Origin of the sequence: Acidovorax sp. SUPP2825, assembly GCF_030158995.1 — a bacterium.
GTDB lineage: Bacteria > Pseudomonadota > Gammaproteobacteria > Burkholderiales > Burkholderiaceae_C > Paracidovorax.
In genome coordinates this window covers 193168-219300 of the sequence record NZ_BQXK01000003.1, presented here as the reverse complement: position 1 = coordinate 219300, position 26133 = coordinate 193168, and the positions used below count along the sequence as shown (strand labels likewise).

Below are 26133 nucleotides of genomic sequence, written 5' to 3'. Positions count from 1 at the left end.
TCCGATAGTTTTTATTTTGGTGTTCCGCGATGCAACATCTCTCAAGAGGGCGTGTGCAGGGTTTACCCGGTGATGTACCAGTGGTTGTCCACACGCGCCTTGGCCAGGCCGCTGCGGTGGAGATGGGGCTGCGGTGCGGCGCCGCAGGCGTCTTCGAGGGTGTGGTCCAGCCCGGCAGCCCAGAGTGCGGTGCCGTACACGGCGAGTGCGCAGACCTCGGGCAGCGCCACCAGGCGCTGCCAGTCCCCCTGTGGGCTGAAGGTGGCGATGCCCTGGGCGCGCGGGCAGCTCACGGCCCATCCCTGGGGGGTGGCGGCGATGCTGCCGCCATACCCCCGCAAACCGCCTTGCAAACCGCCCTGTGGGCCGCCGGGCCCCTGCGCGGGGACAGGCGCGGCGGCCCGCAGCGCCTTGCCATCAAAGAGCGCCAGCACGGGCGCCGCCTCCCGGTCCGGCTGGCCGTCGTGCTCGGCTTGCAGGGCGATGCCCAGCACCCGGCCGTCGGTGTTCCAGGCCAGGTGCCGAAGGCTCAGCCGCCGGTCGTCCAGCCGCCATTGGCCCAGCACGCCACCGGTGCGGCCATGCAGCCGCACGACGGACGAGTCCATGGTCTCCAGCGCGCGTTTCACGCGGCCGGTCTCCGGTGCGGTGGGCACACCGCCGTTGGCGACGATCAAGGTGGGCGCGCCATCGGCGAGCGTGTGGCGGTCCCAGAGGAGTTCGTGCGCGTCGATGCCCTGCGTCGGCCATTCGCTCACCGCCTCCAGCCGCTCGGCGCTGCGCTGCACGACCAGGCTCTGGCCGGTGTCGGCATCGGTCTCGGTGGTGTAGAGCAGGCGTCCGTCCGGCGATGCGATCACGTGGCCGTTGAACGAGCGGGTGCCGTCCGTCCACTGCCAGACGGGTTCGCGCGGGGTGCCTGGCCACCAGCGCACCAGCCAGTCGCCGGGCCGGCGCGACGCCGCCACGATGCTACCGTCCGGCAGGGGGCACAGGCCGTGGGCACGGGTGGGAATGTCCAGGGTGTGGGTTGCGCGCAGCGGTGCGTCCTGGCCGGGCCGGGCCTGCAGCACGCCGATGCGGTAGCTGCCGTCTTCCTGCTGCCATGCCGCTGCCAGGCGCAGCGAGCCCGCAGCCGCGGCCGGGCCGGCCCAGGCGGCGGCCAGCGGCACGGCCAGCCCCAGGCCTGCGCCGAGCCGCAGCGCCTGCCGGCGCGACAGCGATGCCGAGGCGGCAGGGATGGGTTCCGGTCGCTTGGTTGGCATGGCGTCAGTCCCCGTCGGCGTCCGAAAACCCGATGCTCACCTGCAGCGCCGGTGCGATCTCGGCCTCGGCCAGGCGCTTGAGCGCGGTCAGTTCCTTGGCCGCCTGCAGCACCTGCGGCCCGGTGTTCTTGCCGGGCTGCGCCAGGGCGGTAAAGGCGGTGTCGATGCGCTGCGTGGCCTGCAGCAGCTGGTCGGCAAGGGGGTTCAGGCCGCGGCCGCGCAGGTAGGTTTCCAGCGGCACGAGGGCCTCGCCCGGCTTGGGCAGCGCGGCGCCCTGCGGCAGCACGGCCAGCGTGCGCAAGGCTTTCCATTCGGCGGCCCAGGCTTCGGGCGTGAGGCCGCTGGCGGCGCGCGGGTAGTCCGGCGTGCGGCTGCCCTGGGCGGCGCGCAGCGGCTTTTCCATGTGGGCCCAGCGCAGGCGTTCGATACCGCCCACCCACTGGTTGATGAACTCGCCCATGGCCTGGGTGGAGCGCTCCTGCTCGTCCTCGGCGGCCCAGTCGGTGGTGGCGGCGCCGTCGAACGCCGCCTTGAGGGCCACCGCCTCGCGCTCCACGTCCAGCGCCGCCTCCACCGCGTACCGGCAGGCCGGCGTGGCGGGCTGGGCCGGCTGCGTCCACAGCAGCCATTCGAGGGCGGGCAGGCCCTTGGCGGGCGTGCCCACGCGCTCGAACGCCTTGGTACCCTGCGGCTGCGTCTTGATGGCGCGCTCGATGAGCGGGGGCCGGGTGGGTGCGAAGTCGATCTGGCGCTGCGTGCGCCGGGCGATCACCGGGCCCACGGCCACGGCGCCCAGGCTCTCCCACGCGAGCATGGTGCTGCGCCAGGCGCCGCGGGCGGCGTCCAGCGCCGCGCCGGCCTGTGCCGGGGGCGCATCGCACAGGGCCCGCACCGCGGGCGGCAGGGCCTGCGCCGCGGTGGCGAAGTCGCCCGCGCGGGGCAGGGCCCAATGGCCGTAGAGGCTTTGCAGGGCGTGCGTGGTGTCGTAGAACGGCACGGCGTCGTGCCGCCAGTTGGTCTGCGCGGTGGCGGTGGCCGCAGCGCCGGCCAGGGCGCACAGCGCCACCGCGGCCAGGCGGGGCAGGGGGCGCAGAGCGGGGAATTTCGTCATAGCGACTCCACGAATTGCACGAGCGCATCGCGCTCGGCCTTGTTCATCTTGAGCACGTTCTGCTTGGCTTCCTCGGCCTCGCCGCCGTGCCACAGGATGGCTTCGAGCACGCCGCGCGCGCGGCCGTCGTGCAGCAGGCGGGTGTGGCCGTTCACGTCCTGGATCAGGCCCGTGCCCCACAGCGGGGGCGTCTTCCACTGCCGGCCGTTGGCCGCGAAGTCGGGCCGGTGGTCGGCCAGGGCTTCGCCCATGTCGTGCAGCAGCATGTCGGTGTAGGGCCAGATGCGCTGGCCCGAGACGGCCTTGCTGGTCAGGCGCGGGAACGGCCCTTCCTTGGTGACGTAGCTGGGGCGGTGGCAGGCGGCGCACTGGGCCTGGGCGAAGAGCGCCTGGCCGCGCTGCACCTGCACGTCGTTCACCTTGCGGCGGGCGGGTGGGGCGAGCGTGGCTTGGTAGAACACCACGTCGTCGAAGGTCTTGTCGTCGATCTCCACGCCCGGCTGGCCCTGGCGGCCCGCGCTCTTGCCGCTGGGCGCGGCCAGGCAGTCCTTTTGCGCGGGCGTGCAGGCCTCGTGCGGGAAGTGGCGCGAGGTGATGCCCATGTCGCCCACGAAGGCGCCGCCGGTCTGGTGCGCGATGGTGGCCACGTTGCCCTTCCAGCCGAAGCGGCCGATCATCATCCGGGCCGATGGCGCATCCCACACGCGGTTGGGCACGCCCTTGATGGGGCCGGGCGCCTTGGCCTGGTCGGCGGCATTGGCCAGGATGTCGGCCTCGTCGATGGCCTCCAGCAGGCCCACGCCGATGATCTGCGGCGCGATGCGCGGGCTGACCATCACGTCCGGGTGCATCGGCCCGTACCCTAAGTCGGCAAAGCCGTATTTCGGGTCGAGCAGGGTGTAGGGCGTGCCGTCGGCGAACTGGCCCTGGATGGTCTGGTAGCGCAGGGTGACGCGGCCCTCGGGCTTCACGCCGGTGATGCCCGCGTTGTTGAACTGGTCGCCGTACACGGGCTCGTGCAGCGGCCCGCCGTGGCCGTCGGCACCGGGGATGGACAGGCGGATCAGCAGCGCCACCGTGGGGTCCTTGGTCTCGCCCAGGCGGTTGAAGATCTCGGGCGGCGCGCCGCGGCCGTCCTGCACATGGCAGCCGCCGCACGAGCGCGCGATGAAGTGCGGCCCCAGGCCGTCGCGCGCCTTGGTCGAGGCGGGTGCCTCCACCCAGTTGCGGCGAAAGAACGAGTTGCCGATGACGAAGCGCGTGCGCTCGTCGTCCGGCAGGTTGGCCGCGGGGAACGAGAAGGCGTTGCGCCCGGTGGCGAACACGGTGGTGTCGCCGCCGGGCTTCTCGCCCAGCGGGTCCGGGTGGCCGCTGGCCACGAGGCCCGTGGCGGCCGCCGCCAGGCCTGCGCTGGCGGTCGCGAGGCGCCAGGTGCGGCGGCGGTGGAAGGCTTTCAGGAAACGCATCTCGGGATCGATCAGGGTTGCACGAGGGTCAGCCGGGTGATGCCGATGGCGTTGGCGGCGGCGACCAGGTCCTTGGACTGGGCGCTCAGGCTGTCGATGGTTTTCTGGATGCGCTGGCGGCCCGGCGCGTCCTTCTCGCCGATGATCTCGCGGTCGAACGGCGCCTGGATCGCCTCGGCCGCCTTCACCGACGCGGCGATCTGCTGCGTGGTCTTTTCGGCCAGGGCCGCGTCCTTGGCGGCCACCAGGTCGCGCAGCGAGGGGCCCTGCACCTGGCTGCCGTCGGCGCGCCGGTACTGGCCCAGCCACACGTTCTGGATGCCTTGGGCATTGGTCACCGCGTCGCGGTGCGTGTTGTCGGAAAAGCAGGAGTGCTCGTCTTCCTGGTCCTGGCTGTTGAGCGCGACCTCCAGCCGCTCGCCGGCCAGTTCACCGCGCGAGAGCGAGCCCAGGCCCACCAGCATCTTGCGCACCGATTCCTGCCCGCCCTTGGCGAACTTGGCGCGGTAGTTGTTCTTGGCCTTGGGGTCCCAGGCCTTGACGAGGAAGGTGAGGTCGTCGATCAGCAGGTCGGTGACCACGGTCAGGTACTGGCGGCGGCGGTCGGCGTTCTTGCCCTTGCCATCGACGAAGTCCTCGAAGTTGCGGTCGCCCGGGCCGGTTTCAGAGAGGTCCTGGCCCCACAGGAAGAATTCGATGGCGTGCCAGCCGGTGGCGATGTTCTCCTCGCCGCCGCGCTCGTTCTGCGCGGCGAGGTTCTTCTTGGTGATGGCGAATCGGCGGTTGTTCACCAGGCCGGCGTCGGGCTTGCCTTCGACGCTGTCCACGTACGACTCGTCCATGGGCCAGGCGTTGATCTGGCCTTCGGGGCCCTTGTCGTCGTCGATCGGGCCGCCGTAGAAGCGGAACGCCTCGGTCTGGCCATAGAACTCTCGCGCGGCCAGCCAGGTCTTGCGGGCCTCGGCCAGCGTCTCCACCGAGGGTTTGGCCGTGAAGGCCTTGATGGCAGCCTGCATGGCCTTGGCTGCGTTCAGCGTGTCTTCGTAGTTGGCGTGGACCAGCGTGGCGTAGTGGGCGGCCACGGCATTGGCGGTGGCGGGCTGGGAAGCCTGGACGGCGGTGCCTTGTGCCTGGGCCACGCCCACGGCGCCGAGCGGACTGGCGGCCAGCAGGGCGGCGAGGGCGGCGGTTCTGAACAAGGGGGTCGTCATGGGCATCTCCAGGTTGGGTAAAAACGGACCGGGCGGACGCTTTCCGGCCTGCCGGAGGCAGGGCGCCGGGCCGCGTGCCGCCGGGCTCGGGCCCGGGGCAGCGGCCGGTGGAAGCGGCAGCGGGAACAGGCGGCAAGGTGGGAGCATCCGGCCGCCGGTCGGCAGCACGGCGCCCGGGGTGCGCCTGAGTGAGCGGGCATTATAAGAATGCGATTTATTATCATTTGAAGACAACCCTTCGCCCCGTACCGCCATGCGCGGAGCGGCCGGAAGGGGCGGGTCTCCATGGGAGAGGCTATTTGCTATCATTTTTGTAGCTTAATGCCCTAGAAGAATATGTGCTGGAGCCGGTTTTTGCTCCAATCTTCTGTGGCGGTGCGCCATGGGCGCTGCCGTGTGCCAATCCCATGAAAAAAGCGAGGCCAGGGCCTCGCTTTTGGGTGGGCACCGGCCGTGCCGCGCTGGCACGGCTCCGATGCCGGGAGAGCGGCTGCGCTCAGCTCAGCTTCATCTGCGACGGCGTGCCCGTCAGGTAGCCCACGGCCGAGCCGAACTTGTCCTTGTAGTTGGCGCGCACCAGCGGGTCCAGCGTGTCCTTGACCTTGCTGTGGATGCTGCCCCAGTCGCCAGCGTGCTGGAAGTTGCTCATGATGTAGGTGAAGCCGTTGATCTCGTCCACCGCATGCAGGCCGGTGGATTCGCCGCCCGCGGGCACCGACATCAGGCGCGACAGCTGCTTGGTGTCCACGTTGTACGCCCACAGGAAGTTGTTGACGTGCTGGCTGCTGTCCTCGCCGATGAACAGCGTGCGCAGCTTTTCCGAGAACTTGAGGTTGTCCGGGTTGGCGATGTTGTTCGGGTTGGCGGTGTTGCCGAGCGCGTCGGCCGTGATGTCTTCGCCGGCCAGCAGGGCCTTGGTGTCCACGGGCATCCAGTCGCTGTTGATCGCGGCGCCGGTGGTGTCCTTCTGGCCGCCGCGCAGGTTCAGCGCCATCACGGCACCGGCCACGAGCTGCTTGGGCACCGAGATGCCGTTGCCCGGCACGTTGGCCGCGTTGCCCGCCACCATCGAGGTCTGGATGTTCTGCAGTGCCGAGTAGGCGATCTTGTCCTTGGCGTTGACCGTGGTGCCTTCCATCTTGGTGAAGCCCAGGCTGGCGCCCAGCAGGGCGGCGTAGCGGTGGGTTTCCAGGAAGGCGGCGGCCTTTTCCATGCCGGCGTTCAGCTTGATCCACTCGGTCTTGCCGTTGGCGACGATCTTGGTGAAGGTCGTGTCCTTGGGGTCGGCGCTGGCCACGGTCATGATGTCCGTGGGCTTGAGCTTGCCGGCCAGGGCCTCGATCTCGGCGCTGGTGGCGGAGCCCAGCTTGATCCAGGTGAGCGGCGCGGCGGTGGTGGCGGCGGGGTCGATGGAGAAGCCCGCGCCGACCTTGGCGGCGTACAGCGTGCCGGAGGACAGGTCCTTTTCCTTGTCGGCCACGAAGACGAAGTAGGCGCTGTTGGTGGCGTCGTCACCCATGAGCGCGGTGCGCTGGTCGGGCATGACCTGCACCAGCTCGTGCGAGATGCGGCCCATGCAGAAGTGCTTCTTGATGCTGGCCGTGCCGTCGGCGTTCACCGTCACTTCGGGCATGTGGCCGTAGTGGTAGGGGTTGGCCGCCGTCTCGCTGCCGTACAGGTTCTTGCTGTAGGCCTTGAACTGCGCGTTGGAGGCGATGGTGAAGGCGTCCGGCTCGTACTCTTCGCTGGACAGGTGGGTGCCCCAGGGCGACAGGCTCGCGCCGCAGGTGATCCACAGGCCGTGCACCTTGGAGGTGTCCACGTTGTGGTACTTGACCAGCGACAGCTTGCCGGTGGCGGGGTCCTGGTCCAGGCTCAGCACGGCGATGGGGGAGGGCAGCTTGCCGTACATGTCGGTCTTGCCATCCTGCGCCCAGGTGGTGTATTCGAACTGCACCACGGCGAACACGGGGTTGCCCTTCACGCCGTCCACCTTGGCATTGGCCACGGTCAGCAGCGAGGTGCCGTCCGGCGAGTCGGAGAAGAACTGGCGTTCCTTGCCGGCCACGGTGGTGTCGGTGATGGCCTTGTTGTTGATGTCCACATAGCCGCCCGCGAGGATCTTGCCGCCCTTGCCGTCGGACACCATGTCGCCCGTCACGAAGAAGGGCTGGTAGGCCAGCTGGTAGTTCTGCACCGAGTTGTCGCTGAACTTCACGCTCATCGTGGAGCCCACGGACGTGGTCGCCATGGCAGCCGGGTTGGACAGCGTGGGCGCGGCCATCGAGCTGAAGCTGGCCGATGCGAACGTGGCGCCATCGCTGCCGCCGCCGCAGGCGGTCAGGAAGGATGCGGAGGCGCTGGCGCCCAGCGGCAGCATTGGCACGCCGGCGAGGAATTGCAGGGCCTTGCGGCGGGTGGGCATCGGGGTGTGGGACATCGTTTTGTTCCGGAAAGGAGAGGGGTGCGATACGCCGCCGGCAACGGCCGTGGGGAGCGGCAGGCCGGCGAGCCAAACGCGGAAACGACGCAATGCCGCTTCCACTGCCCGGATGCTAGGAATCGCCCGTGACAGCGATTTGAAGGAATGGTGACAGCCGCGTGACGCTGGCGGCCGCATTGACCGCTGCCTCGGGCCCCATGGAGGGGATCGGAGCGATCGACGGGCGGGTGCGGGCCCGTCGGCCGGACCGGACTGCGCTCGTCCGGTCGGCGGTGGCCCGGGGGCTTTGGCCCCGTGGCCTGGCCCCGAAGGGCATGCGCGTCAGAGCGGGCCGGGCGGCTCGGCGGCGGCTTCGGACGGAGTCGGGACCAGGCGCCGCTCCGGTGGCTCGAAGCAGTCGCGGAACGAAAACACCACCGAGGTGAAGAACATCGCCGCCAGCATGAGCGCCGTCGCCACCATGATGCCGCCCGCCACGCCGCTGCCCAGGCCCAGGAGCGCCAGCAGCGTGACGCCGATGCTGACCACGATGCCCGCGCCCAGGAACACGCCCGTCCACACCAGGCCATAAACGGTGAAGGCGCTGAAGTTGCGCAGGCACGCCACCATGCTGAAGAACAATGCCTTCACGGGCGGCACGCCGTGCCAGTGCACCAGGCCCGGCGCATGCCAGAACAGCAGCGACAGCGGCACGTACAGCGCCAGGGCAAGCCACATGGCGGCCTGGAAATCCCCCGCCTCGGCCACCTCGCGCGTCAGCTGCTCGCCACCCAGGTACACGCGGGCGAACTGCCCGTCGTCCACCAGGGCCGAAATCGCCATCACCGCCAGAAAGCCCACGGCGTAGAGGGCGCCCAGGATGAGCATGTCGCGCAGCCGCTGGCGCCCGGTGCGAAACGCCACCAGCAGCAGCGCTGGCGTGGGAAAGCGCCCCTGCGTGGCCTCGCCCGCGGCCACCATCATGGCCAGCGTGGCCGAGGGCAGCAGGGCCAGCGCGACGGCCGGGCCGATCAGCGGCAGCAGGGTGGCCAGCGACATCGCGGCCATGGTCATGAAGAACAGGGCCGCCAGCGCCATCGGCTGGCGCCAGAAGACGCGGATGCCGAGCCGGACCCAGTCAAGGCCGGCACGGGCGGGAACGATGTGGAGTTTCATGGGTGGATTGTGGTGGAGGGGCCCCAAGCCGTGCACGGGCCAGGGACATGCGGCCGGCGGCGGGCCGCCCGCGTCCGTTCAGGCATGCACGGGGTGTGCCAGGCGTTCGCGCAGCACGCGCTCGAAGTGCGTGGGGTCGTGCGGCGTCAGCAGCGAGGCCTCGCGCGGCAGGTAGAAATCCCACAGTCGCGAGATCCAGAAACGCAGCGCACCGGAGCGCAGCATGGCGGGCAGCAGGGTGCGCTCGTCGGCGGTGAGCGGGCGAACGTTTTGGTAGGCGTCCAGCATCGCGCGGGCCCGCACGTCGTGGTGCGCGCCCGTGGGCAGGTCGATGCACCAGTCGTTCAGGCACACGGCCAGATCGAAGAGGAAGGTGTCCACGCCCGCGAAGTAGAAGTCGAAGAAGCCAGTCAGCTCTTCGCCGTCGAACATCACGTTGTCGCGGAACAGGTCGGCATGCACCGGCCCGCGGGGCAAAGCGGCATAGCCGGCGGAGGCCGCCACGTGGTTCTGGTAGGCCAGCTCGGAGCGCAGCAGTGCGGCCTGTTCCTCGCCCACGTGGGGCAGCACGGCGGGAACGGTCTCGTTCCACCAGGCCAGCCCGCGCAGATTGGGCTGGCGGCGTTCGTAGCCGTGCCCGGCCCGATGCATGCGCGCCAGCGTGGCGCCCACGGCGGCGCAGTGCGAGGCTTCGGGCGCCAGCTGGCTCTTGCCGCGCAGCTTGCTCACCACCGCGGCCGGCTTGCCGGCCACGCTGTGCAGGATGTCGCCGTGCTTGTCGGCCCGCGGATCGGGCACGGGAATGCCGGCGTGCGCCAGATGCTTCATCAGATGCAGGTAGAACGGCAACTGCTCGGCGGTGAGCCGCTCGAACAGCGTGAGCACGTACTCGCCCTGGTCGCTCGTGAGAAAGTAGTTGGTGTTCTCGATCCCGCCCTCGATCCCGCGCAGCGATACCAGCGTGCCCAGTTGCAAACGGCGCAGCAGGTCGCGCGCCTCTTTCTTGGAGACTTCGGTGAAGACGGCCATCGCTCAGCGCAAACGAAGAAAAGGAAAAGGAAGGGGAGAGGAAAAAGACACGGAAGTGCGAATGCAGGGAAGGCAGCCGAAGCCGCCGCGCGCCGGATCGCCCGATGGCCGCGCCGTGGCGGCCGGCCGGGGGCTCAGAACTTCATCACGTTCCACACGCGCGGTGCGGTGTTGGTCTCGGCGCCGTTGCGTGGGCGGGTGCGGGCGCCTTCGCCGGGCTGCACTTCGTATTCGGGCATGCTGCCGGTCTTGGGCTGCACGGTGATGCTCTGCGTCTGGCCGCCCACCCGCAGCTCGTTCACGCGGCTGCCTTCGTCTTCGACCTGGATGCGCTCGACGCGCTGGTTCTGGCGGCCTGCCGATTGCTCCTGATTTGGTAGCTGCTCTCGCTGATCAGTCGTGCGCTGGGCCGCGTTTTGATCGGGGGTCTGGGCCAGGGCGGGGCCGGCGATGAGGGCCAGCAGGAGGAGGGTGTGGGCAGCGCGCATGGGGCGGATTGTAGAGCGCAGCACCTGGGTGGCGCGCAGCGCGGGGCACAATCTGCGGCTATGAGCAAACCCAAGACCCTGGTGCTGGTGGACGGCTCCAGCTATCTGTACCGCGCCTACCATGCCATGCCCGACCTGCGGGCCGTGCCGGGCGACCCCGCCAGCCCGGCCACGGGCGCCATCCGCGGCATGGTCAACATGATGCAGGCCCTGCGCCGCGAAGTGCGCGCCGACTATGCGGCCTGCGTGTTCGACGCCTCGGGCAAGACCTTCCGCGACGACATCTATCCCGAATACAAGGCGCAGCGCGCGCCCATGCCCGACGACCTGCGCAGCCAGATCCCGGCGATCCACGAGGTCGTGCGCCTGCTGGGCTGGGCCGTGCTCGACGTGCCGGGCGTGGAGGCCGACGACGTGATCGGCACGCTCGCCGTCACCGCGGCGCGGCAGGGCGTGGAGGTGATCGTCTCCAGCGGCGACAAGGACATGAGCCAGCTGGTGGATGCGCACATCACCATCATCGACACCATGAGCGGCAAGAAGCGCGACATCGCCGGCGTGACGGCCGAGTTCGGCGTGCCACCGCACCTGATGGTGGACTACCAGACCCTGGTGGGCGACACCGTGGACAACGTGCCCGGCGTGCCCAAGGTGGGCCCGAAGACGGCCGCCAAGTGGCTCATGGAATACGGCTCGCTCGATGCGCTGATGGAGCGCGCCACCGAGATCAAGGGCGTGGCGGGCGAGAACCTGCGCAACGCGCGCGACTGGCTGCCCACCGGGCGCCAGCTGGTCACCATCCGCACCGACTGCGACCTGGAAGGGCATGTGGCCGGCCTGCCGTCGCTGGACGCGCTGACCACCGGCGCGCAGGACGCCGCGGCCCTCAAGGCCTTCTACGAACAGTATGGATTCAAGGGCCTGGCCCGGGCCATCGACATCCAGGAAACCGCCCCCGAACTGCTGGAGGAAGGGGCCGCCAAGGCGTCCAGGGGACGTGGCGCCGCCATGGACCCCACGCCCGGCCTGTTCGACGAGCCCGCCGAAGTGGCCGCGGCCAAGGTGAGCAACCTGCAGTACGACACCGTGCTCACCTGGGAGGCGTTCGATGCCTGGTTCGCGCGCCTGCAGGCCGCCGAACTGGTGGCGATCGACACGGAGACCACCTCGCTCGACGAGATGCGCGCCGAGATCGTCGGCATCAGCTGGAGCGTGGAGGCCGGCACGGCCGCCTACGTGCCGCTCATGCACGACTACCCCGACGCCCCGGCGCAACTGCCCCGCGACGAAGTGCTGGCGCGGCTCAAGCCCTGGCTGGAGGACGGCACGCGCAAGAAGCTCGGCCAGCACGTCAAATACGACCGACATGTGCTGGCCAACCACGGCATCGAAGTGCAGGGCTACGAACACGACACCATGCTGCAGAGCTACGTGCTCGAAGTGCACCGGCCGCACGGCCTGGGCAGCCTGGCGGAGCGGCACCTGGGGCGCAGCGGCATCCACTACGAAGACCTGTGCGGTAAGGGCGCCAAGCAGATTCCTTTCAGCCAGGTGTCGATCAAACTGGCGGCCGAGTATTCGTGCGAAGACTCCGACCAGACGCTGGACGTGCACCGCGTGCTGTGGCCCCAACTGCAGGCCGACGACAAGCTGCGCGGCATCTACGAACTGGAGATGGCCAGCAGCGAGGCGCTCTACCGCATCGAGCGCAACGGCGTGCTGGTGGACGCGCCCATCCTCGCGCAGCAAAGCCATGAGCTGGGCCAGCGCATCCTGCAACTGGAGACCGAGGCGTACGAGATCGCGGGCCAGCCCTTCAACCTGGGCAGCCCCAAGCAACTGGGCGAGATCTTCTTCGACAAGCTGGGCATGCCGGTGGTCAAGAAGACCGCCACCGGCGCGCGCAGCACCGACGAAGAGGTGCTGGAAAAGCTGGCCGAGGACTACCCGCTGCCCGCCAAGCTGCTGGAGCACCGCAGCCTGTCCAAGCTCAAGGGCACCTACACCGACAAGCTGGCGCAACTGGCCCATCCCTCCACCGGCCGCGTGCACACGCATTACGCCCAGGCCGTGGCGGTGACGGGGCGCCTGTCCAGCAACGACCCCAACCTGCAGAACATTCCCATCCGCACGGCGGAAGGGCGGCGCGTGCGCGAGGCCTTCGTGGCGCCGCCCGGGCGTGTGATCGCCAGCGCCGACTACAGCCAGATCGAGCTGCGCATCATGGCCCACCTGAGCGGTGATGCCTCGCTGCTGCATGCCTTCACCGAAGGGCTGGACGTTCACCGCGCCACGGCGGCCGAGGTGTTCGGCGTCGAGGTCGGCCAGGTCAGCAGCGAGCAGCGGCGCTACGCCAAGGTCATCAACTTCGGGCTCATCTACGGCATGAGCAGCTTCGGCCTGGCCAAGAACCTGGGCATCGAGACCAAAGCCGCCGCGGCCTACATCGACCGCTATTTCCAGCGCTATCCCGGCGTGAAGCAATACATGGACGACACCAAGGCCCTGGCCAAGACCAAGGGCTACGTGGAGACCGTATTCGGCCGGCGCCTGTACCTGCCCGAGATCAACTCGCCCAACGGCCCGCGCCGTAGCGGCGCCGAACGCGCCGCCATCAACGCGCCCATGCAGGGCACCGCCGCCGACCTCATCAAGAAGGCCATGGTCGCCGTGCAGGACGTGCTGGACGCCGAAAAGCCGGGCGTGCTCATGATCATGCAGGTGCACGATGAACTGGTGTTCGAGCTGCCCGAGAGCGAGGTGGACTGGGTGCGCCGCGAGATCCCCCGGTTGATGGCGGGCGTGGCGGACCTGAAGGTGCCGCTGCTGGCCGAAGTCGGCGTGGGGCCGAACTGGGACAAGGCGCACTGACGCGGGCGGGCTGGGGCCGGTCAGGGCCGGCCCGACTCCGGCTTTACTGCCCCATCAACGCAGGCAGTGCCTTTTCGCACGCGGCCTGGCAGAGAAACCGCTGCGTCTGGCCGGTGGCCTCGGCCGTCAGGTAACCCGCTCCTGCTGCGTGGACGCGCCACGCGTATTTCGCCCCGCCTTTCATGAGCGTGCCGGAGAAGCTGCACGGAAGGATGATCGATTCGGCATGGAATGTCGCGGCAGAGACTTCCGTGGCGGTCGAGAAATAGGTGGCTACGTCTTTTGGCGTGAGGGATAGCGTTTCGCAGCCCAGGGTGTCGGCTGCTCCGCTGTCCTCATGCCTCTGAATGCCTTCAGTGTCCACGTGTAGCGGCTGCGCACGGGGGCTCGGCAAAGTCGCCCAGAGCGCGCCCAAACCGACGGCCGCGCAGACGAGCATGCCAATGGCGCTGAGTCTTGAGACGTTCACGGGCAAAGTGCGACTCGGAGCGTTTCTTTTCCATATCAGGTCGAAAGCCGCTTCAGGAGGCTGGACAGTCCGGCGTCACGTCCGCTCCCAGCGGAAGGTAGTAATGCGCCTTCGGCACCCATTGCCCCTTGGCGCCGCTCTCTGCGACCTTCACGTGCATGCCTTCGCTGGACAGGCAATGGTCCACGCGCAGGCGGGCCTTGCGGTCCGGCCATCGCAGTACCACGCGGTGCGCATGGGTGCGCGAGACCACGGCGTTCTTCGCCAGCAGCAGGCCCACGAAGCCTTCTTCGGGCGCCTTCTGGAACTTCGCATCCCGTTCATCCGCAGGGACCGCGTCTTCGCCGCGGTATTGCAGGATGGAAGCGTCCTGTACGGCCGCGCCGGCCTGAACGCAGCACTCCGGCTTTTTGCCCATGGGCGGAGACAGCCGAAGGTAGTGAAGTGCCTCGCCTTCAGGCTGCGGCTGGCCCAGCACCAGCCGGGGTGCGTCGGGCCGGCGGGCGTCGAGAAGGCCCACGCGCGAGGACACGGGCGATGCCGAAGGCACGGGCTGCGCGGTGTCGGCCTGCGCGCTGGTGCCGCCGAGGAGCAGCCCCGCCAGCGCCAGAAGGACCGAGGCCGTGGACCGGCTGAAAAAACGGCCGTCGGGTATCTGGCCTGCCGTACCGCTCAAGCGGCGGCGGGTGGTGATGCGCTCAGTGGCCATCATCGGACCAGTGCGGCGGGTCGGACGTGAGCTTGTAGACCCCGTAGGTCGCGCCCAGGGCATGCAGTTGCGCAGCGGTGGTGACAGTGGTGCTGGTGCCTGTGGCATCTTTGAAGGCCTTCCCTGAATAGTTGGTGATCGTCATGTCGATGGCGCGGCCCTCGGAATGACGCGAGGTGAGTGCGGGCGCATACACGATGCCATAGCCTGCCACCATCTGGTTGGCCGCGACCCGGGCGGCACCTGCATTGACCGCACCCGTGGCACCGCGGTGGACCCATTCGATGTCCACGCCCGCCATCGCGGGCACCGTGGCGGCGTCCGCGTTTTCGCGGGCGATGCGCCAGGCGTGATGCATGAGGTAGGCCCGCTCCGGCGGGCGCAACGTGGCGGAGATGGAGACCGAAGCGCCACCGGCTTCCAGCGCGGCGATGAACGAGTCCACCTTGGTGCGGAAACTGGCGATCAGATCGCTGGTGGAGGTGCTGGTCGGGAACCGGGCAACCCACGCGCTGCCACTTGAATCTGCCATGCCTTGTCTCTTTCTGAGGGGAAGTGGAGGGGCTGGATGGAATCCAGAGGGTTGGGTAACACCGCATACCACGGGTCAGGTGGGGCAGGCCCCGCATCGCCGCCAGGGCCTTGGGTGTCACGCACGGCGGCGAGCCTATCCGCGCACCAAGACCGCACCGTGGCATTTGTTTCCAATTGCATCTTCCTGCCAGTAGGGTGGATGCTTTTTGATGCAATATGACCGGCTTCGCTTCTTCCGAAAAGCCTGCCTTTGCCATGCGCCTGCGTCACATCGAAGTCTTCAATGCGGTGATGCTCACCTGCAGCGTGAGCGCGGCCGCGCGGCTCATCAACGTCACCCAGCCGGCCGTGAGCCGCATCCTCGCGCATGCCGAACTGCAGTTGGGGTTCGCGCTGTTCCACCGCATGAAGGGGCGGCTCGTGCCCACGCGCGAGGCGCAGACCCTGTACCCGCACATCGAGCGGCTGTTCAACCAGCTCGACGACGTGCAGCGCCTGGCCAACAGCCTGCGCGGCCAGCAGCGCGAGGGCGACTTGCATGTGCTGAGCGTGCTGGCCCTGAGCCACGAAGTGATGCCGCGCGCGCTGCAGGCCTTCCGTGCGCAGCACCCGGACGTGGTGGTGCGCATCGATGCGTTGCACTCGCCGCAGATCGTCTCGGCCCTGGTGCTGCAGGAGGCCGACATCGGCTTCGTGTTCAGTGCGCTGGTGCACCCCTCGCTGGCGCAGGAGACGCTGGTGGAAGGGCGCGTGGTGTGCATCGCGCCCAAGGGCACGCTGGATGCGGACGTGGTGCAGGCCGGCGTGGTGCACCTGGCCGATCTGGCCCACACGCCGGTGATCCGACTGGAGGCGAACGACCCGCTCGGCACGATGGTGAACCACGCCAGCCGCGAGGCCGACGTGGGCCTGCAGGCGGCCTTCACGGTGCAGACCTACCACGCGGCGCTCGCGCTTGCGCACCACGGGTTGGGCGTGGCGCTGGTGGATGTGTGCACCGCGGCGTCGGCCGACCGCGCGCGGGTGGACGTGCTGGCGCTCGCGCCGCGCATCGCGGTGCCCGTCAAGGCGCTGCGCATGGTGAACCGGCCTGCATCGCTGCTGGCGGACACCATGGTGCGCTGCATGCGCGATGCGGTGGCGCAGACGCTGGCGTCCGCCGGCTTGGCAGAGAGCGAATGACAAGCCGAACGCGGCGGCGAACGCGCGCCGGCCTCCCTCCGCCGTGACTCAGGCGGGCGCGCAGGCCTGCAGCATCTGCTCGGCCACGATGGCCGCGGTACCGAACGCCAAGGTGAAGCCCAGCGCCCCGTGCCCCGTGTTGAGCCACAGGTTGTCGGCCTCGGCGGCGCGGCCGGCGATGGGCAGGCCCGTGGGCGTGGCGGGCCGCATGCCGGTCCAGGGGTGCAGCGATGCGGCGGGCGCTTCGTGCCCCAGCACGGTGCGCACCGTGGCGCGCAGGCTGTCGATGCGTTCGGTGCGGATGCGGCGGTCGTTGCCCACCAGCTCTGCCATGCCGGCCACGCGCAGGCGCTGGCCCAAGCGGGCGAACACGACCTTGCGACCCGCGTGCGTCACGTTCATGCGGGGCGCCCAGGGGGCATCGGCCGGGGCGTCGAGGGTGATGCTGTAACCCTTGATCGGATAGACGGGCAGGTGCACGCCCACCATCCGGGCCACCGCCACGCTGCCGCTGCCCAGCGCCAGCACGAAGCGGTCGGCCTCGATGGTGCCGGCGCTGGTGCGCACCGCCGCGATGCGCCCCTGCGTCCGGTCGAACCCCTGTACCTGCGCACCCAGTTCGAAGCGTACGCCGCGCTGGGCCAGCAGGGCATGCAGCCCATCGCACACCTTCTGACAGTCGGCCGCGCACTCGCTGGGCGTGTGGATCGCACCGGCAATGTGGGGCGCATGGTGGGCGAGCGCGGGTTCCAGCTCCACGCAGCGCTGGGCAGACACCGAGGCCTGCTCGCTGCCCCAGGCCCGCTGCAGTTCCATCTGCCGCTCGGCCGCGGCCAGGCCATCGCGCGTGCCGTACAGCACGAGCTTGCCGGTGCTGGAGAAGTCGCATTCCAGCGCCTCGCGGGCGCGCATGGCTTCGAACCCGGCGCGGCTGTGGGCCGCCAGCGCGAGCAGTTGCGCCGTGGTGCTACGCGAGGTGGCGCCGTTGCAGGCCGCCAGAAACTGCAGGGCCCAGCGCCACTGGTGCGGGTCCCGCTGCAGTTGCACCTGCAGCGGCGATTCGCGCGACAGCAGCAGCTTGGGCAGTTGCGCCCACAGGCCGGGGTCGGCCAGGGGCTGCACGTAGCTGTAGCTCAGCTGTGCGCCATTGCCGCCGCTGGCGCCGCCGCCCACGGGGCCCTGGTCGATCACCGTGACGCTCATCCCCTGGCGCTGCAGCGCGTAGGCCGTGGCCAGGCCCACGATGCCCGCACCCATCACACATGCATCCATATCGCTCGATTCCCGTTGGTTGTCCGTCCTGGGCACTCTAGGGACGCGCGCGGCCTTTGAACAATGCCAAACCGCGGGGCAGGCATGCCAGGAAGTTATGCGCCGGCGCCGGGCGCGAAGATTGCATGGGGACGCTCTGGCCGATGCGGATGGCATAACTTTTCGTCATGGCACATGCTGCCGAATGAATTGTTCAAAGCCGCACCGAGTTCCTAAAGTGCCTGGGCACCTGCACCGTTCCAATCCCTTTTTGTTTCCGTCAAGGAGTTCCCCATGAAGCCATTCCTGTCTGCCGCCGTCCTCGCTTGCGGCGTGTGCGCTGCGGCCACCACGGCCCACGCCGACACCCTGCAGAAGATCGCCGACTCGGGAAAGATCACGCTGGCCTACCGTGAATCGTCGGTACCCTTCAGCTACCTGGCGGGCCCGGGCGAGCCGATCGGCTTCTCGGTGGACATCTCCAACGCGGTGGTGAATGCGGTGCGCGCCAAGCTCAAGAACCCGGCGATCAAGGTGGAGCTGCAGGCCGTCACGTCGCAGAACCGCATTCCGCTCATCACCAACGGCACGGTGGACCTCGAATGCGGCTCCACCACCAACAACTCCGCGCGCGGCAAGGACGTGCAGTTCGCCGTGAACTATTTCTACACCGGCACCCGGCTGCTGACCAAGAAGACCTCGGGCGTGCAGAACTACGCCGACCTGGCCAAGAAGAAGGTCGCCAGCACCAGCGGCACGACCAATGCGCAGGTGATCCGCAAGTACAGCCGCGAGAACAACCTCGAGATGGACATCGTGCTCGGCAAGGACCACGACGATTCCATGCTGCTGGTCGATTCGGGCCGTGCCGAGGCGTTCGCCATGGACGACATTTTGCTGTTCGGCCTGAAGGGCAATGCGCGCAACCCCGCGGACTGGGTGGTGGTGGGCGATTCGCTGCAGGTCGAGCCCTATGCCTGCATGCTGCGCAAGGACGATCCGCAGTTCCAGGCGCTGGTGAACGGCGTGATCGGCGGGATGATGAAGTCCGGCGAGTTCGAGAAGCTCTACACCAAGTGGTTCATGTCGCCCGTGCCGCCCAAGGGCCAGAACCTGGGCCTGCCCATGTCCAAGGAACTGCGCGACAACCTGGTGGCGCAGAGCGACAAGCCCGCCAACTGATCGTCCCCCGCGCCAGCGCTTTTCGGAGGTTGTCCATGACGCCGTCGATCCCCGCGATCTTCCCGGTGCCCCGCATGGTGGGCATCCTGGGCGGCATGGGGCCGGCCGCCGGGGCCGACTTCGTGCGGCTCTTCGTGGAGGCGTGCACGCGGCGCATGGCCTCGCTCGGCATTCCCGTGCGGGATCAGGCCTATCCGGAGCACTGGCTGGCGCAGGTGCCCATTCCCGATCGCACGGCGGCCCTGGGCGACCGCACGTCCGGCGCCCACCAGCCGGCAGAGCCGATGGCGCAGGCCACGGGCCGGCTGGTGGCGCTGGGGGTGCAGGCCGTGGCGATCGCATGCAACACGGCCCATGCCTGGCATGGGGAGCTGCAGCAGCGGTTTCCGCAATTGCAGGTGTTGCACGGCATGCGCGAAGTGGCGGCCGGGCTCGCGGCTGCGCAGGTTCCGCGCGTGGCGCTGCTGGCCACGCAAGGGTCGTACGACAGCGGGCTGTACCAGGCCGAACTGCAGCGCCACGGGGTGGCCTGCGTGCTGCCGCAGCCTGGTGAGCGCGAGCAGCTCATGCAGGGCATCTACGACGGCGTGAAGGCCGGCGACTATGCACTGGCCCGTCACCGCTTCGCGGCGGTGGCACAGGCGCTGCGCGAACGCGATGGGGTTTCGACCCTCATCATGGGCTGCACCGAAATCCCGCTGGCCCTGGATGAGGCCGCGGCGGGCGCTCGCTTGGTCAACCCGTCGCAGGTGCTGGCCGAGGCACTGGCGCGCTGCGCCTATGCCGGGATCGAGCCGCGAACGCCCGCGCGTGCGGGCGCCGACGCCATCGCCTGAACAACCATCAGCCCCACAGCGCGGGCTTGTGCACCATCAGGAAGAACACGGCCAGCATGGCCACGAAAGCCGGGTAGCCCAGCGCCTCCCACCAGCGCGCATAGCGGGTGTAGAGCGCCGGCATCGGCGTGCCTTGCGCGGCGGCGTCCCGTGCCATGGCGGCCATGCGCCACTGCAGCCACAGCACTGGCAGCCAGCACAGGCCCGCCAGGGCGTACAGCGCGATCGAGGTGGCCAGCCACGGCGTGGACAGCGGCCAGCCGGCCATCATCGCCATGGCGACGCCGGTCACCGGCTGCACGATGCCGGCCGGTGTGGTGAACCACGTGTCGGCCCGCACCACCAGCCGCGACACCACGGCCTGGGCGGCCACGCTGCCGCTGCGGTTGGCGAAGAACAGGTAGAACGCCGAGCCGAACCCGGTGCCCACCAGCAGCACGCTGGACAGGATGTGGATCCATTTGAGTGCGAGATAGGTGTTCATGTGCGTGGTGCTTTCAGGAGGACGACGAGGATGGCGGCAATGGGCAGGTTCTTGAGCAGCGGCCCCAGCGGGTCCAGCCACAGCGCGGGCAGCAGCACCGTGGCGACCACCGTCATCACGCCCATCAAGGCCAGGGCCAGGGCATCGGTGGCCCGGCCGGGGCGCAGCCACAGCGCGAGCCCGATGGCCGTGTCGGCAGCGATGCCGCCCCACACCAGCGCCTGGATCCAGGCTTCGCTCTGCAGCCCGCCACGCACCAGCAGATCGCGGCCCTGGCCTTGCGATTCGATGGCACTGGCCAGTGCGGTGCCCAGCCACACCAGGACGAGGCTGGCGCGCAGCCAGCGGGTGGTTTCGGCGTTCATCGTGCGGACGGCGCCCAGGCGCTTTCGAGCAGATGGCGGTAGTGCGTCGCTTCATGGCCCAGCAGGCGCTGGAGCGCGGCCGGGTCCGCCGTGTTGTCGCTGCCCAGCAAGGCGAGCGTTTCGCTGCACCAGGGCAGGGCCGGCACCTGGTCGCCCAGGCGGGCGCTCAGGTGGCTGAGCGCATCCGGCAGGCGCAGTACGCGGGCGGGCCCGTGGCCCGATTGCTGGCGCAGGCTGGCGATCAGTTCGGCCATGGGCACCGCCTCGGGCCCGCTGCATTCGATGAGTCCGGTCGTGTCCAGCGCGGTGCCCATCAGCGCAGCCACCGCATCGGCCAGATCGTGAACCGCCACGGGCTGCACGCGGGCCTGCAGCACCGGCCCGGGCAGCACCAGCACCGGCAGGCGTGCCAGGTTCATGAAGAGCGCGCTACTGGCGCCACCCCGGCCGAACACGATGCTGGGCCGCAGCACCACGCCCGACACGGCCCCTTGTGCGGTCAGACCGAGCAGGTGGGTGTCGGCCGCGCGTTTGGTGGTGGCGTAGCGTGTGGCGCTGCCGGCAATGCCCAGCGCCGAGATCTGCACGATGCGTCGCACGCCGGCCTGGGCGCAGGCGTCGAACAAGGCCACCGGTGTGTGCTGGTGCAAGGCGTCGATGGGGCGTGCGCGGGTGTCGCGCAGCACGCCGACGGCATTCACCACCGCGTCGATGCCTGCCAGGCGCGGCAGCCACGCGGCGGGCGCCGTGTCGTGCGCGAAATCCATGGCGACCTGGCCGGGGTGCCTTGCCGCGCGGCGCGGCGAGACGCCGCCGTGCACGGTGTGGCCCGCACGTTCGAGCGCGCGTTGCACCGCGCGGCCGATGAATCCGGTGGAGCCGGTGAGAAGGATGTGCATGGAACTGCTCCGTGAAGGGGGAAGGGTGGCTGTCGTCAGAGCCGGCACTGGTCGTCGCCCGGCCCGCAGCGGCGGGCAGCGGCCCGGCGGGCGGCCGCGCCGCTGGCCTTCTCGAACAGGCCGTGCACCAGCCACTGCGGCAGGCGATAGCGGTTGCGTGCCAGCACCGGGTACACCCGGTCGGCCAGCGGCCCGATGACGGGCCAGCGCGTGGCGGCGGTCAGCCAGCCCAGGCCCACGGCCTCGTAGGCCGCGCGGAACACCGCGACGCCGCGCAGCAGCCGGCCGTCGGCCTGGCGCGCATGGATCAGGGTGAGCAGGTCGTCCCGCGTGGTGCCTGCCGGCGGCCCTTCGAAGTCCGGTGCCCACACGTCGGCAAAGCGCAGCAGGCCGCCGGTGTTGCGCAGCATCAGGTTGCCCATCTCGGCAGCGCACAGGCGGCAGCGCGAGTCGTAATAGAGGGTGAGGGGATAGATGGCGGGGTTGGGGGTGGCTGCGGCATTCATGTTCAATCCTTCCGAAATTTCATTCAAAACAGAAACATCAGGGCAAAAAAAGCCTAGTCAGGGGATGCCTTGTCGGCCGCTCCGCCGCGCACGAACTTCTGCACGCTGGCCCCCAGGCGCAGCACCTTGTCGAGCGTGGCGGGGGACAGGCGCAGCATTTCGTCGGCCCACACCCCCAGCGAATCCATGAGGTGCAGCGTCTCGCGCACGCGGTCCTGGGCATCGGCGGTTTCGCTGGCGAAGTCGGGGCGGGCCACCAGTTCGCGCAGCATGCGCACGGTGGGGTCGAACTCGCGTTCCTTGCGTTCGCGCACCACGGTGCGAAACAGCTCCCACACGTCGGTGGAGGTTTCGAAATAGTCGCGCCGGTCGCCCAGCACGTGGGTGGTGCGGATCAGGTTCCAGTTGAGCAGCTCCTTGAGGCTGTTGCTGGCGTTGGAACGGGCCACGCCCAGCGTCTCGCAGATTTCCTCGGCATGCAGCGGGCGGCCATGGAAGAAGAGCAGCGCGTGGATCTGGGCCACGGTGCGGTTCACGCCCCAGGCGGTTCCCATCTCTCCCCAGTGGACCACGAAGCGTTGGGCGATGTCGGTCAGTTGCATGGGGGCAGTTTAGGTTTTCTTTTATTTCTGTCAAGACAGAAATAAAAGCCACGCCATCACTACACCTTCGCTGCACCGGCCCTGGGCGAACGGCGGCAAACCCGTTCAGCCCTGCGGGTCATGCTGCCACGCGCCGCAGGCCCTAGACTCTTGCGCTGCCGATCCTTTCACCCAACCAGGAGCCAGACCATGCTGCGTGATGACCTCAAGACCGATTTCGACGCCCTCTTGCCGGGCCAGAGCACCGAGGCGGGAGCCACCCGCCGAACCGCGATGCGTGTGGCCCTGGGCGCCGGTTTCGGCGTGGGCTATGCCGCCGCGGCCATGCCCGTGATGGCGCAGACCGCGATCCAGACGCCCGCAGACGGGCTCACGGCGGGCAAGGTCAGCATCGAGGTCAACGGCTTCAAGGTGCCCGCCTACCGCGCCGCGCCCGCCGGCAAGACCGACCTGCCGGTGGTGCTGGTGATCCAGGAGATCTTCGGCGTGCACGAATACATCGCCGACACCTGCCGCCGTTTCGCCAAGGCCGGCTACCTGGCCATCGCCCCCGAGCTGTATGCCCGCCAGGGCGATCCGCTCCAGTACACCGAAGCCGCCAAGCTGATGAGCGAGCTGGTCTCCAAGGTGCCCGACGCGCAGGTGCTGGCCGATCTGGACGGCACCGTGAAGTGGGCGGGCGAGAACGGCGGCGACCTGAAGAAGGTCGGCATCACCGGTTTTTGCTGGGGTGGCCGCATCACCTGGCTGTACGCGGCCCACGGCCCCGTCAAGGCGGGCGTGGCCTGGTACGGCCGGCTGGTGGGGCAGGCCAGCGAGCTCACGCCCAAGCACCCGGTGGACATCGCCCCGATCCTCAAGGCGCCGGTGCTGGGCCTGTACGGCGAAAAAGACAGCGGCATCCCCCTTGACACGATTGATAAGATGAAAGCGGCTCTCCAGACCGGCTCCGCCGCCGCCAAGGCGTCGCAGTTCGTCGTGTACCCCGACGCGCCCCATGCCTTCCATGCCGACTACCGGCCCAGCTTCCGCAAGGAAGCGGCCGAGGACGGATGGAAGCGGGCGCTGCAGTGGTTCAAGACACACGGCGTGGCCTGAGAGACCATCGCCGGCGGCGTTCCTGCCCCAGCGGTCCCGCCAAAGCCCTTCGGGGCTTTTTTTGTGCGCCGTGCGCGCCGAATCGATTCGATACAAAAGGCCGACAGGCCTTGCAGGGAAAGCACGAGAAGCCATGACTTTGGTAGCAATCATCCTGGCCACGCTGGCGGCCGGCATCGGCAGCGTGTGGGTGGCCGCCCTGTTGATGCGCGCGGGGCTGGGCGACGGCCGGCGCGGCGTGGGGCCGCAGCACCTGCTGAGCCTGGCGGCCGGCGCGCTGCTGGCCACGGCCTTCATGCACCTGCTGCCCGAGGCGTTCGAGAGCCACGCCGGCGCGCACGACCTGTTCGCCACGCTGCTGGTGGGGCTGGTGTTCTTCTTTCTGCTCGACAAGGCCGAGCTGTGGCACCACGGGCACGAGCATGGCCACGGACACGGCCATGCGCATTCGCACGGGCATGCCCATGGCCATACGCAGGGGCACGGCCACGCCCATGACCACGCGAACGGCGATGCGCACGCCCATGCCGAAGGCGAAGCGCGGCGCGGTGGCGGCGGCTGGGCGCTGCTCACGGGCGACAGCGTGCACTGCTTCGGCGACGGCATCCTGATCGCCTCGGCCTTCATGGCCGACCTGCGCCTGGGCGTGGTGGCGGCCCTGTCGGTGCTGGCGCACGAGGTGCCGCACCACATGGGCGACCTGGTGGTGCTGCGCCAGGCCAGCGCCAACCGCCGCATGGCGCTGCTGAAGGTATCGCTGGCCGGCGCGGTGACCGCGCTGGGCGGGGTGGTGGGGTATTTCCTGGTCGGCGAGCTGCAGGACTGGCTGCCTTACTTCCTGGCCATCGCCTCCAGCAGCTTCATCTACGTGGCGCTGGCCGACCTGATCCCGCAGCTGCAAAAGCGCCTGAGCGCGGGCCAGACGGTGGCGCAGATCGCCTGGCTGGTGGCGGGGATGACGGTGGTCACGCTGGTGAGCGGCATGGCCCACGCGCACTGACCGGCTGTGGGGCCCCGGTGCGGCGGCGCGTCAGGGTCTGGGTTTGCTATCAAATCAATAGCGATATGCCGGCGGTTTGATTGTGCTCGCGGCCCAAAACACCTTCGGTCTTCAGCCGGCCAGTTCTTCGCGCACGGCCGCCACCTGCCGGCGCGACACGGCCAGCAATTCGGTCAGCCCGTGCAGCCGCACGGCCCAGCCTTCGCCCTCCTCGGGGTCGTAGTGCTTTTCCAGCGCCCGCACCGCGCGGCGGGCCACCAGCGCGTTGCGGTGGATGCGCAGGAATCGGTCGCCGTGGCGCGCCTCCAGCTCGCTCAGCGAGCCGTCCAGGATGTAGCTGCGCACCGCGGTGCGCACCGTCAGGTATTTCTGCTCGGCCTTGAAGTACAGCACCTCGGCCAGCGGCACGCGCTCGGTGCGGCCCCGGTCCTGGATCAGCAGGGTCTCGCCATCGGGAAGGGGCGCCGTGGGCGCGGGCGGGGCGCCCGGGTGCCGGGCGCGCAGGGCCTTGCCCAGGGCTTTTTCCAGCCGCTCGCGCCGCACGGGCTTGGTGAGGTAGTCCACCGCGTCCAGCTCGAACGCGCTCACGGCGTGGTCCGCATGGGCCGTCACGAACACGATGGCCGGCGGGTAGGGCAGGGTGCGCATGGCATGGGCCAGGGCCAGGCCGTCCTGCCCGGGCATGTGGATGTCCAGCAGCACGGTGTCGAAGGCGCGGCCGCCCGAGGGCTGCAGCTGCGCCAGCGCGTCGGCGGCGTTGGCGGCCTCGGCGGCGGTGTGCCGCGCGTCGCAGTCGGCCAGCAGGGTGCGCAGGCGGCTGCGGGCCAGGGCTTCGTCGTCAACGATCAGGATGTGCATGGCAGGAGGCGAAGGGGAAAGGTCAGGACCGCGCGGGCAACGAGATGCGCACCTGGTAGCGGCCATTTTGCATGCCGGCGCTGAACTCGCACTGCACGTCGTGCAGCAGCCGCAGGCGGTCGCGCACGTTGGCCAGCGCAATGCCGTGGCCGCGCGGCCTGCCGCCCTCGCGCTGCGGCGCGGCGGGCACGGTGTTGGTGATGACCACGATCACGCGGCTGCCGCGCAGCTCGGTCACGATGCGCAGCCGCCCGCCCGTGGCGCTCGGCTCCACGCCGTGCTTGACCGCGTTTTCCACCAGCGGCTGCAGCAGCAGCGGGGGCAGGCGGGCGCCGTCGGCGCGGGCGTCCAGCGACCACTGCACGCGCAGCCGTTCCTCGAAGCGCACCTGCTCGATGTCCAGGTAGCGGCGCGCCAGGGTGATCTCTTCGCCCAGCGTGGCCGACTCGCCCTGGTCCACCAGCGCATGGCGGAACAGGTCGCTCAGGTCCTCCAGCAGCGCCTCGGCCTTGGCCGGCTCGGCCCGCACCAGGGCGATGGCGCTGTTGAGCGTGTTGAACAGAAAGTGCGGGCGGATGCGCGACTGCAGCTCCGACAGCCGCGCCGTGGTGGCCGCGGGCGTTCGGGCGCGGGCGCGCAGCACCAGCGCCGCCACCAGCGCCGCCGACAGCAGGGCGCCGCTGGCGGCACTGGCCAGCCAGGGCGGATCGGCCGCCACGCCCACCAGCGCGAGCATGCCGCAGGCATACAGCCCGGACAGGGTGCCCAGCGCCACGCCCGCCGCGTATTGCAAGGCCACAGGCAGGCGCTGCAGCACGGTCTTCAGGCTGCAGGCGGTGACCAGCCAGGCCAGCGTGGCGGGCAGGGCGCCGCCCGTCAGCAGTGACAGCCGGCCGAGCCATTCCAGGGGCGTGGCGGTATTGAAGAGGGCGCCCACGCCCAACACCGCCTCCACGAAAAGCACCGCGCGCAGGATCACCCCGACATGGCAGGCGTCGAACACCAGCACCCGCCGGCCCAGGGGCTGGCGGGGGTCTTCGGTCAGGGCCTGCGGCCGGGTCGATAAAATTTGCGTCTCTTGCATTGCGGCATCCGGGTGTTCCGGGTGTCTGAACCACC

25 protein-coding genes are annotated in these 26133 nt (G+C 69.4%); 6 read left to right on the top strand and 19 right to left on the bottom strand.

The genetic code is table 11. The features are described from left to right. Positions 1-62: 62 nt before the first annotated feature. The 8 genes from AVAK2825_RS05805 to AVAK2825_RS05770 all read right to left on the bottom strand — a co-directional run bounded on the left by AVAK2825_RS05805 (position 63) and on the right by AVAK2825_RS05770 (position 10168). Complete coding sequence (locus AVAK2825_RS05805; RefSeq protein WP_284395048.1) at positions 63-1265, bottom strand: DUF1513 domain-containing protein; 1203 nt, start codon at positions 1263-1265, stop codon at positions 63-65. Positions 1266-1269: 4 nt separating this feature from the next. Further along, positions 1270-2376 carry an imelysin family protein gene (locus tag AVAK2825_RS05800; RefSeq protein ID WP_284395047.1) on the bottom strand — a complete coding sequence of 369 codons (1107 nt, stop codon included), beginning with the start codon at positions 2374-2376 and terminating at the stop codon, positions 1270-1272. After that, positions 2373-3842, bottom strand: a complete 1470-nt coding sequence (locus tag AVAK2825_RS05795) for a di-heme oxidoreductase family protein (RefSeq protein ID WP_272564551.1) — start codon at positions 3840-3842, stop codon at positions 2373-2375. Before AVAK2825_RS05795 ends, AVAK2825_RS05800 begins: the two co-directional genes overlap by 4 nt. Positions 3843-3853: 11 nt before the next feature. Continuing rightward, entirely contained in the window at positions 3854-5053 is a 1200-nt protein-coding gene (locus AVAK2825_RS05790; protein ID WP_284395045.1) for an imelysin family protein, read from the bottom strand. A gap of 496 nt (positions 5054-5549) precedes the next feature. After that, positions 5550-7493 (bottom strand): PhoX family protein, encoded by a 1944-nt coding sequence (locus tag AVAK2825_RS05785; RefSeq protein WP_272564549.1) that lies wholly within the window; start codon positions 7491-7493, stop codon positions 5550-5552. Positions 7494-7817: 324 nt separating this feature from the next. Then, positions 7818-8651, bottom strand: a complete 834-nt coding sequence (locus AVAK2825_RS05780) for a BPSS1780 family membrane protein (protein ID WP_284395042.1) — start codon at positions 8649-8651, stop codon at positions 7818-7820. Positions 8652-8729: 78 nt separating this feature from the next. Next, positions 8730-9680, bottom strand: a complete 951-nt coding sequence (locus tag AVAK2825_RS05775; RefSeq protein WP_284395040.1) for a homoserine kinase — start codon at positions 9678-9680, stop codon at positions 8730-8732. A 134-nt stretch (positions 9681-9814) separates the two neighbouring features. Beyond that, positions 9815-10168, bottom strand: coding sequence for a hypothetical protein (locus AVAK2825_RS05770; RefSeq protein ID WP_284395038.1), 354 nt, complete (start codon positions 10166-10168; stop codon positions 9815-9817). Positions 10169-10228: 60 nt separating this feature from the next. On the opposite strand from AVAK2825_RS05770, the gene polA reads away from it, so the two are divergent. Next, the gene (gene polA, locus AVAK2825_RS05765) at positions 10229-13039 is read left to right on the top strand and encodes a DNA polymerase I (protein WP_284395036.1); all 2811 of its coding nucleotides are present in this window, start codon (positions 10229-10231) and stop codon (positions 13037-13039) included. 43 nt (positions 13040-13082) lie between these two features. Here polA and AVAK2825_RS05760 read toward each other — a convergent pair whose 3' ends face one another. From AVAK2825_RS05760 to AVAK2825_RS05750, 3 genes are read right to left on the bottom strand one after another with little or no spacing between them, the layout of a single operon-like run. Beyond that, positions 13083-13514, bottom strand: coding sequence for a hypothetical protein (locus AVAK2825_RS05760; protein ID WP_502870488.1), 432 nt, complete (start codon positions 13512-13514; stop codon positions 13083-13085). Between the two features lie 46 nt (positions 13515-13560). Then, positions 13561-14217 (bottom strand): hypothetical protein, encoded by a 657-nt coding sequence (locus tag AVAK2825_RS05755; protein ID WP_284395035.1) that lies wholly within the window; start codon positions 14215-14217, stop codon positions 13561-13563. Then, a complete protein-coding gene (locus AVAK2825_RS05750) occupies positions 14207-14749 on the bottom strand; it encodes a hypothetical protein (protein ID WP_284395033.1) in 543 nt (180 codons plus the stop codon). Before AVAK2825_RS05750 ends, AVAK2825_RS05755 begins: the two co-directional genes overlap by 11 nt. Before the next feature lie 257 nt (positions 14750-15006). Between AVAK2825_RS05750 and AVAK2825_RS05745 the strand changes: the two genes are divergently transcribed. Continuing rightward, complete coding sequence (locus tag AVAK2825_RS05745; protein ID WP_284395031.1) at positions 15007-15933, top strand: LysR substrate-binding domain-containing protein; 927 nt, start codon at positions 15007-15009, stop codon at positions 15931-15933. A 48-nt stretch (positions 15934-15981) separates the two neighbouring features. Here the strand turns inward: AVAK2825_RS05745 and AVAK2825_RS05740 are convergent, their stop codons facing one another. Continuing rightward, positions 15982-17205 carry a D-amino acid dehydrogenase gene (locus AVAK2825_RS05740; protein WP_284395028.1) on the bottom strand — a complete coding sequence of 408 codons (1224 nt, stop codon included), beginning with the start codon at positions 17203-17205 and terminating at the stop codon, positions 15982-15984. A 273-nt stretch (positions 17206-17478) separates the two neighbouring features. Here AVAK2825_RS05740 and AVAK2825_RS05735 point away from each other — a divergent pair, with 273 nt between their 5' ends. Continuing rightward, positions 17479-18366, top strand: a complete 888-nt coding sequence (locus AVAK2825_RS05735) for an amino acid ABC transporter substrate-binding protein (protein WP_284395027.1) — start codon at positions 17479-17481, stop codon at positions 18364-18366. 35 nt (positions 18367-18401) lie between these two features. Then, positions 18402-19202 carry an aspartate/glutamate racemase family protein gene (locus AVAK2825_RS05730; protein WP_284395026.1) on the top strand — a complete coding sequence of 267 codons (801 nt, stop codon included), beginning with the start codon at positions 18402-18404 and terminating at the stop codon, positions 19200-19202. Between the two features lie 7 nt (positions 19203-19209). On the opposite strand, the gene AVAK2825_RS05725 is transcribed toward AVAK2825_RS05730, so the two are convergent. Genes AVAK2825_RS05725 through AVAK2825_RS05705 form a run of 5 tightly spaced genes read right to left on the bottom strand, consistent with a single transcriptional unit; the run spans position 19210 to position 22058 of the window. Continuing rightward, the gene (locus tag AVAK2825_RS05725) at positions 19210-19686 is read right to left on the bottom strand and encodes a DUF2269 family protein (RefSeq protein WP_284395025.1); all 477 of its coding nucleotides are present in this window, start codon (positions 19684-19686) and stop codon (positions 19210-19212) included. After that, positions 19683-20051 carry a DoxX-like family protein gene (locus tag AVAK2825_RS05720; RefSeq protein ID WP_284395022.1) on the bottom strand — a complete coding sequence of 123 codons (369 nt, stop codon included), beginning with the start codon at positions 20049-20051 and terminating at the stop codon, positions 19683-19685. The genes AVAK2825_RS05725 and AVAK2825_RS05720 overlap by 4 nt, the downstream gene beginning before the upstream one ends. Continuing rightward, on the bottom strand, positions 20048-20950 hold the full coding sequence (locus AVAK2825_RS05715) for an NAD-dependent epimerase/dehydratase family protein (protein ID WP_284395020.1): 903 nt from the start codon (positions 20948-20950) through the stop codon (positions 20048-20050). Before AVAK2825_RS05715 ends, AVAK2825_RS05720 begins: the two co-directional genes overlap by 4 nt. 35 nt (positions 20951-20985) lie before the next feature. Then, complete coding sequence (locus AVAK2825_RS05710; RefSeq protein WP_284395018.1) at positions 20986-21456, bottom strand: thiol-disulfide oxidoreductase DCC family protein; 471 nt, start codon at positions 21454-21456, stop codon at positions 20986-20988. A gap of 53 nt (positions 21457-21509) precedes the next feature. Next, on the bottom strand, positions 21510-22058 hold the full coding sequence (locus AVAK2825_RS05705) for a GbsR/MarR family transcriptional regulator (protein WP_284395015.1): 549 nt from the start codon (positions 22056-22058) through the stop codon (positions 21510-21512). Between the two features lie 189 nt (positions 22059-22247). Between AVAK2825_RS05705 and AVAK2825_RS05700 the strand changes: the two genes are divergently transcribed. Continuing rightward, positions 22248-23156, top strand: coding sequence for a dienelactone hydrolase family protein (locus AVAK2825_RS05700; RefSeq protein ID WP_272564527.1), 909 nt, complete (start codon positions 22248-22250; stop codon positions 23154-23156). Positions 23157-23289: 133 nt separating this feature from the next. After that, complete coding sequence (locus AVAK2825_RS05695) at positions 23290-24156, top strand: ZIP family metal transporter (protein ID WP_284395010.1); 867 nt, start codon at positions 23290-23292, stop codon at positions 24154-24156. A 111-nt stretch (positions 24157-24267) separates the two neighbouring features. Here the strand turns inward: AVAK2825_RS05695 and AVAK2825_RS05690 are convergent, their stop codons facing one another. Together AVAK2825_RS05690 and AVAK2825_RS05685 are read right to left on the bottom strand one after the other, a co-directional pair. After that, the gene (locus AVAK2825_RS05690) at positions 24268-25014 is read right to left on the bottom strand and encodes a LytR/AlgR family response regulator transcription factor (RefSeq protein ID WP_284395008.1); all 747 of its coding nucleotides are present in this window, start codon (positions 25012-25014) and stop codon (positions 24268-24270) included. Between the two features lie 22 nt (positions 25015-25036). Next, a complete protein-coding gene (locus AVAK2825_RS05685) occupies positions 25037-26098 on the bottom strand; it encodes a sensor histidine kinase (RefSeq protein WP_284395006.1) in 1062 nt (353 codons plus the stop codon). Positions 26099-26133: the final 35 nt, after the last annotated feature.

Excerpts from the sequence above, each read along its gene's own strand:
- AVAK2825_RS05710 (WP_284395018.1), bottom strand. The coding sequence starts at position 21,456 with ATGAATGCCGCAGCCACCCCCAACCCCGCCATCTATCCCCTCACCCTC.
- AVAK2825_RS05785 (WP_272564549.1), bottom strand. The coding sequence starts at position 7,493 with ATGTCCCACACCCCGATGCCCACCCGCCGCAAGGCCCTGCAATTCCTC.
- AVAK2825_RS05715 (WP_284395020.1), bottom strand. The coding sequence starts at position 20,950 with ATGCACATCCTTCTCACCGGCTCCACCGGATTCATCGGCCGCGCGGTG.
- AVAK2825_RS05700 (WP_272564527.1), top strand. The coding sequence starts at position 22,248 with ATGCTGCGTGATGACCTCAAGACCGATTTCGACGCCCTCTTGCCGGGC.
- AVAK2825_RS05730 (WP_284395026.1), top strand. The coding sequence starts at position 18,402 with ATGACGCCGTCGATCCCCGCGATCTTCCCGGTGCCCCGCATGGTGGGC.
- AVAK2825_RS05775 (WP_284395040.1), bottom strand. The coding sequence starts at position 9,680 with ATGGCCGTCTTCACCGAAGTCTCCAAGAAAGAGGCGCGCGACCTGCTG.
- AVAK2825_RS05735 (WP_284395027.1), top strand. The coding sequence starts at position 17,479 with ATGAAGCCATTCCTGTCTGCCGCCGTCCTCGCTTGCGGCGTGTGCGCT.
- polA (WP_284395036.1), top strand. The coding sequence starts at position 10,229 with ATGAGCAAACCCAAGACCCTGGTGCTGGTGGACGGCTCCAGCTATCTG.
- AVAK2825_RS05740 (WP_284395028.1), bottom strand. The coding sequence starts at position 17,205 with ATGGATGCATGTGTGATGGGTGCGGGCATCGTGGGCCTGGCCACGGCC.
- AVAK2825_RS05720 (WP_284395022.1), bottom strand. The coding sequence starts at position 20,051 with ATGAACGCCGAAACCACCCGCTGGCTGCGCGCCAGCCTCGTCCTGGTG.
- AVAK2825_RS05750 (WP_284395033.1), bottom strand. The coding sequence starts at position 14,749 with ATGGCAGATTCAAGTGGCAGCGCGTGGGTTGCCCGGTTCCCGACCAGC.
- AVAK2825_RS05755 (WP_284395035.1), bottom strand. The coding sequence starts at position 14,217 with ATGGCCACTGAGCGCATCACCACCCGCCGCCGCTTGAGCGGTACGGCA.
- AVAK2825_RS05705 (WP_284395015.1), bottom strand. The coding sequence starts at position 22,058 with ATGCAACTGACCGACATCGCCCAACGCTTCGTGGTCCACTGGGGAGAG.
- AVAK2825_RS05805 (WP_284395048.1), bottom strand. The coding sequence starts at position 1,265 with ATGCCAACCAAGCGACCGGAACCCATCCCTGCCGCCTCGGCATCGCTG.
- AVAK2825_RS05780 (WP_284395042.1), bottom strand. The coding sequence starts at position 8,651 with ATGAAACTCCACATCGTTCCCGCCCGTGCCGGCCTTGACTGGGTCCGG.
- AVAK2825_RS05695 (WP_284395010.1), top strand. The coding sequence starts at position 23,290 with ATGACTTTGGTAGCAATCATCCTGGCCACGCTGGCGGCCGGCATCGGC.
- AVAK2825_RS05725 (WP_284395025.1), bottom strand. The coding sequence starts at position 19,686 with ATGAACACCTATCTCGCACTCAAATGGATCCACATCCTGTCCAGCGTG.
- AVAK2825_RS05770 (WP_284395038.1), bottom strand. The coding sequence starts at position 10,168 with ATGCGCGCTGCCCACACCCTCCTCCTGCTGGCCCTCATCGCCGGCCCC.
- AVAK2825_RS05790 (WP_284395045.1), bottom strand. The coding sequence starts at position 5,053 with ATGACGACCCCCTTGTTCAGAACCGCCGCCCTCGCCGCCCTGCTGGCC.
- AVAK2825_RS05690 (WP_284395008.1), bottom strand. The coding sequence starts at position 25,014 with ATGCACATCCTGATCGTTGACGACGAAGCCCTGGCCCGCAGCCGCCTG.
- AVAK2825_RS05800 (WP_284395047.1), bottom strand. The coding sequence starts at position 2,376 with ATGACGAAATTCCCCGCTCTGCGCCCCCTGCCCCGCCTGGCCGCGGTG.
- AVAK2825_RS05685 (WP_284395006.1), bottom strand. The coding sequence starts at position 26,098 with ATGCAAGAGACGCAAATTTTATCGACCCGGCCGCAGGCCCTGACCGAA.
- AVAK2825_RS05745 (WP_284395031.1), top strand. The coding sequence starts at position 15,007 with ATGCGCCTGCGTCACATCGAAGTCTTCAATGCGGTGATGCTCACCTGC.
- AVAK2825_RS05795 (WP_272564551.1), bottom strand. The coding sequence starts at position 3,842 with ATGCGTTTCCTGAAAGCCTTCCACCGCCGCCGCACCTGGCGCCTCGCG.